The organism is Streptomyces sp., from assembly GCF_019510245.1.
Taxonomy (GTDB): domain Bacteria; phylum Actinomycetota; class Actinomycetes; order Streptomycetales; family Streptomycetaceae; genus Streptomyces.
Window position 1 is genome coordinate 1 of record NZ_JAEKKT010000270.1, and the last position, 4,841, is coordinate 4,841.

Annotated in this window: 6 protein-coding genes and 1 pseudogene; 4 read left to right on the forward strand and 3 right to left on the reverse strand. The window is 68.2% G+C overall.

The window, feature by feature from the left end:
- Positions 1 to 99 precede the first annotated feature (99 nt).
- The 4 genes from JF597_RS48510 (at position 100) to JF597_RS48525 (ending at position 3,274) form a co-directional block, all read left to right on the forward strand.
- Positions 100 to 1,290 (forward strand): acyl-CoA dehydrogenase family protein, encoded by a 1,191-nt coding sequence (locus JF597_RS48510; RefSeq protein ID WP_294012103.1) that lies wholly within the window; start codon positions 100 to 102, stop codon positions 1,288 to 1,290.
- 11 nt (positions 1,291 to 1,301) lie between these two features.
- Entirely contained in the window at positions 1,302 to 1,859 is a 558-nt protein-coding gene (locus JF597_RS48515) for a flavin reductase family protein (RefSeq protein ID WP_294012106.1), read from the forward strand.
- Entirely contained in the window at positions 1,856 to 2,164 is a 309-nt protein-coding gene (locus JF597_RS48520) for an antibiotic biosynthesis monooxygenase (protein WP_294012109.1), read from the forward strand. Before JF597_RS48515 ends, JF597_RS48520 begins: the two co-directional genes overlap by 4 nt.
- A gap of 168 nt (positions 2,165 to 2,332) precedes the next feature.
- A complete protein-coding gene (locus tag JF597_RS48525) occupies positions 2,333 to 3,274 on the forward strand; it encodes an SDR family oxidoreductase (protein ID WP_294012112.1) in 942 nt (313 codons plus the stop codon).
- Between the two features lie 4 nt (positions 3,275 to 3,278).
- Here JF597_RS48525 and JF597_RS48530 read toward each other — a convergent pair.
- From JF597_RS48530 to JF597_RS48540, 3 genes and pseudogenes are all read right to left on the reverse strand, one after another.
- A pseudogene (locus tag JF597_RS48530) lies at positions 3,279 to 3,501 on the reverse strand (ABC transporter substrate-binding protein); the annotation flags it as partial.
- A 50-nt stretch (positions 3,502 to 3,551) separates the two neighbouring features.
- Positions 3,552 to 4,319: a class III extradiol ring-cleavage dioxygenase gene (locus JF597_RS48535; protein ID WP_294012118.1), complete on the reverse strand. Its 768-nt coding sequence runs from the start codon at positions 4,317 to 4,319 to the stop codon at positions 3,552 to 3,554.
- 205 nt (positions 4,320 to 4,524) lie between these two features.
- On the reverse strand, positions 4,525 to 4,841 hold a 317-nt coding region (locus JF597_RS48540; RefSeq protein ID WP_294012115.1), incomplete at its 5' end, for a YbhB/YbcL family Raf kinase inhibitor-like protein.

Sequence of the window (4,841 nt, forward strand, 5' to 3'; positions counted from 1 at the left end):
CTTTACGCCCCTCGAAACGGATACGCATGCTGGCTGACATCACTCCGTTACGTCGGTCATGACCTTCATCGGCCCACGTCGTTCTCTGGGAGAGGCACCATGACAATGTCGTCCAGCGCCGCAGTGCCGCAGCTCGAAACCCCTGACGCCGAACTGGTGGGCCGCGCCACCAGCCTGGTCCCGCTGATCCGTGAATACGCCACACAAGGTTCCGAGGCGCGTCGGGTGGCCCCCGAGGTGATCAAGGCACTGGAGGACGCGGACGTCTTCCGTCTGCTCGTGCCCAACCGGTACGGCGGCCAGGGGGCGACGCTGCGCACCGCCGTCGAGGCCGTGGCGGAGGTGGCCCGTGGTGACGGCTCGACCGGGTGGATCGCCGCGCTGATGACCGTCGGCACGGGCTTCGCCTCGACTTCCTCCGCCCAGGCCCAGGAGGACATCTTCGGTGCGAACGCGAAAGCGAAGGTGTGCGGCGTCTTCTCCCCCGGCAGCAAGGCGGAGCGGGTCGACGGCGGCTACCTGGTCAGTGGCCGCTGGCCGTACGCCTCGGGTTCCTTCACCGCTGACTGGGGGTCTCTGGGCATACCCATCGAGGGCGGCGAGCTGGCGCTGGCGCTGATCCCGGCGGAGACCTGGACGATCGAACCGACCTGGTTCGTCGCCGGGATGCAGGGCACAGGCAGCGACACCATCGTGATCGAAGACCACTTCGTGCCCGATCACCGGATTCAGCCGGTCAAGGACATGTTCGAGGGACGCTATCTCACGCCGCACACCGATGAGCGCATGGCGTCGATGTCCTTCAACGCGGTCGCCGCCGCCATTCTCGTCGCACCGCAGATCGGTCTGGGCCGGCACGCACTGGAGATCACCCGGGCCAAGCTCCCCCTCAAGCCGGTGGCCTACACCAGCTACCAGGAGGCCAGGCTCTCCCCCACCCACCAGATCGGCGTCGCCCACGCGGCCACCAAGCTGCACCTGGCCGAGCTGACGCTGAACCGCATATGCCTCGACCTCGACCGGGCCGCCGACGAGCGCCGGCTGCCCGACCTGGAGACCCGCGCCCGGATCCGCAATGACACGGGCGTGGTGGCCGAACTGGTCACAGACGCGATCGGCGCACTGCTGACCGCCAACGGCGCCGGTTCCTTCGCCGAGGTCAACGTGCTGAACCGCATCTGGCGGGACTCCGAGACCGCCGCCCGACATGCCCTCGTCACCCCCGAGATCGGCCGGGAGGCCTACGGCCGACTGCTGCTGGGCAACGAAGAACCGACGATCGCTCTGTGAGGACAGCGACCATGGAGAACACACCTGCCCTCACCGCGCAGCAAGGCACCCCTGCCGCCACCGGCGACCCCGTGGACTACCGGCGCGCCCTCGGGCACGTCCCGACCAGTGTGGCCGTGGTCACCGCGAGCGCCAGGTCCGGGCCCGTCGGGATGACCGTCGGCTCCTTCACCTCGGTGTCGCTGGACCCGCCCCTCATCGCCTTCTTCGTCGACCGGTCCTCCAAGACCTGGCCACGTCTCTACGAGGCGAGCCACTTCGGCGTCAACGTCCTCGGCCACGGCCACGGCGAGCTGTGCAAGGCGTTCTCCCGGCGCAGCGAGGACCGCTTCCTCGACGTGGACTGGCACCTGTCTGCTCGCGGCCTGCCCCTCCTGGACGAGGCGATCGTCACCATGGAATGCACGAGGTTCAAGGTCGACCTGATCGGCGATCACTACCAGGTGGTCGGCCGCGTCGAGTCGCTGGAACTGCGCGCCACTGATCCCCCGCTGATCTTCCTGCGCGGCGGCTTCCTGGATCTGAGCGCCTCAGGCACCGCGCCCGGACGCGACGAGGGGGACGGATGATCTACGAGCACGCCGAACTGCTCGTCCACCCCGGGGCAGGCGTCCGGCTCGAAGCGGACTTCGCCGCGGCCCGGCACCTGCTGCTGGAGACTTCCGGGTGCCGGTCCGCCGAACTGCTGCGCAGCGTCGACCAACCCGACACCTACCTGTTGCGCGTCGGGTGGGAACGACTCGAGGACCACACCGAGGTCTTCCCCGGAACGCCGCAGGCGAAAGCCTTCGCCGAGGCCGTCGCACCGCACTGTGTCGCCAGGCCCCGGGTCGTCCACTACGCGGCGCAGGAAGACGTCACCACCGCCGGGTGACCACCCGCGGCAGCCCATGGCCCGCGTCGCCTTCACTGCTTCAGCGCCTCGCTGCCCCTCTGCCCCACTGCCCTTGAGCCTGAAGGCCCTCGTGCCCGACAGGCCGGCTCTGTTCGCACGCTGACGCGCGCTGCAGACGTTTCGAAAAAGACGAACAGGAGACACACCATGGGTCGCATCGTCATCAGCGGGGCCTCAGGAGACTTGGGGCACCGCGTCACCGACCTGCTTCTGGCCGCGGATCCGGATGCCGAACTGACACTTGTGACGCGCACCCCGGAAAGGCTCGGCCGAAGCGAGACACAGCGGCTACGCGTCCGCCGGGGCGACTACCGGGACGCCGGTTCCCTGGACGCCGCGTACAGCGGCGGGGAGATTCTCTTCCTGATCAGCGGACTGAATCTCGGGCGAAGGGTTTCTGAGCACCGGAACGCGATTTCCGCGGCACAGCGGGCCGGTATCCGCCATATCGTGTACACCTCGGTGGGAGGCGTGCAGCCGAACAATCCCGCTCTGTCCTCCCAGGACCACTGTCAGACCGAGATCGATCTGCGAGCCTCCGGTCTGGCGTACACGATTCTCAGGAACTCCCTCTACTCCGAAATCGTGAGCAACGTTCTTGTGGCGCCCGGGGTGGAAACCGGTCTGCTCAGGCAGGCGACGGGCGACGGCTTCCTCGCGCCGGTCGCGAAGAGCGATGTCGCCAACTGCGCCGCCATGTGCCTGCTGCAGAACGAGCGGCACCCCGGCGCCGTCTACGAGATCACCGGCGGCGAGTTGCTGAATTTCCACGACATCGCGGCGATCGGTACCGAAGTCCACGGCGTCCCCGTCAAGTACGCGCCGGTCTCGGCCGAAGAACGCCTTGCGTTCTACGACTCCGTGGGGATTCCCCGGACCTACGACCCCGACATGCCGCCGAGCGCGGACGGGCACATGTGGGCCAGTGACGAGTTGGTATCCGCGGAAGTCGCGATTGCCGAGGGCTACCAAGCCGTCATGTCCCACCATGTGAAGCACATAACAGGCCAGGAACCTGTTTCTTTGCGCTCTGTGATGGAGCGTTGCAAGTCATTGCGCTACGACGAGATAGCCGCGCAGGTTTCATAGCACGCTACGCGCCGGGGTGCAGCCCGAGTGAGCCCGGCGTGGGGGCGCCATGCACCTCACCAAAAGTAGAGGGCGAAGGTCTGCTTCCAGCATTCGACCCCGGCGCGGTCCCCCATAAAACGCGGGAAGCCGTCGAGATGGGCGTTGGGGTGTTCCCAGATCGGCTTGAGCCCGCCTGCCGGAGTGACGTCGGTTCGCACCGACCAACTGTCGAAGGACTGCTCCTCGGTGGGGCGGGGCCATCGCTGCCCGCGGCGCCCGATAATGGGGCAGGGATTCAGCCCAACTGGATGGAGCGCTTGGCGAGGCCGCCCCAGAAGCCGTCGATCACGGTCTTCTGGGTGTCGAGCTCGTCGGCTGCGGCCCCTAGGGTGACGAACAGCGGGGCGAAGTGCTCGGTGTGCGGGTGCGCGATACGGCCGGCGGGGGCAGCGTGTTGGAAGTCCAGCAGCGCGTCCAGATCGCCCGTGTCCAGGGCTTCGCGGCCCCAGGCGTCGAAGTCCCTGGACCAGTTGGGCGCCTCGTTCACCCCTGCGCCGATCATGATGCCGCGCAGGTTGTGGGTGAAGAACCCGCTGCCGATGATCAGCACGCCCTGGTCCCGGAGCGGGGCGAGTCGGCGGCCGAGCTCGAACAGGCGGTGCGGGTCGAGGGTCGGCATCGACATCTGCAGGACAGGAATGTCAGCCTCAGGGAACATCTCCTTGAGCGGCACGTATGCGCCGTGGTCCAAGCCTCGCTCCGGCGCGTCCGCGACCTTGCCGCCGAGCAGCCCGCGTACCTTCGCGGCCAGCTCCGGCGCGCCCGGCGCGGGATAGGCGACCTGGTAGTAGCGCTCGGGGAAGCCTCCGAAGTCGTAGGTCAGCGGCACCGTGGTCGTCGCGCCGAGCGTGGTGGGCGCGTCCTCCCAGTGCGCGGAGACCATGAGGATCGCCTCGGGCTTGGCGAGCGTCGCCGACCAGGCCGCGAGCTGGCTGGTCCAGAGCGCGTCGTCGGCGAGCGGCGGAGCGCCGTGGCTCAGGTAGAGCGCGGGAGTCTTCACGATGGGTTCCTTCCCCTTCGGCTGGCGAAGTTGAATTTTGCAAATTAGGGCAGTTACGCCTGCTATTGCCGGCCGTAGCACACCCAGATGTGTCGGCCGGGCTTCCGAGCATGGCGATGACAGGCCTCGGTGTGGGCACCCACTCCGATGCGTGTGCTGAGCGGTCTCGGCGACGGCCGAGGGCGAGACCGCTCGGCACTGCCGTTCGTCAGGCCGCTGGGATCTCAGCGGTGACCGTGAGGACCGCGCGGCCGAGGATGTGGCCGGCGATGTTGAAGCCGAGGTAGGCCGGGGTGGCTTCTGCCGGGACACCGATGGATTCGACGTCGAGGGCGTGGACCGCGATGAAGTAGCGGTGCGTGCCATGTCCGGCGGGTGGGGCGGCTCCGATGAAGCGGGCGGCGCGGGCGTCGTTGGGCAGTTGGAAGGCGCCCTCGGGCAGGCCCGAGCCGGTGTCGTCGCCCGCACCCTCGGGCAGCTCGGTGACGCCGGCCGGGATGTCGGCCACGGCCCAGTGCCAGAAGC

What these genes read in the sequence shown, in the direction of transcription:
- JF597_RS48515 (WP_294012106.1), top strand. Translation starts at nt 1,302, where the DNA reads ATGGAGAACACACCTGCCCTCACCGCGCAGCAAGGCACCCCTGCCGCC.
- JF597_RS48525 (WP_294012112.1), top strand. Translation starts at nt 2,333, where the DNA reads ATGGGTCGCATCGTCATCAGCGGGGCCTCAGGAGACTTGGGGCACCGC.
- JF597_RS48520 (WP_294012109.1), top strand. Translation starts at nt 1,856, where the DNA reads ATGATCTACGAGCACGCCGAACTGCTCGTCCACCCCGGGGCAGGCGTC.
- JF597_RS48510 (WP_294012103.1), top strand. Translation starts at nt 100, where the DNA reads ATGACAATGTCGTCCAGCGCCGCAGTGCCGCAGCTCGAAACCCCTGAC.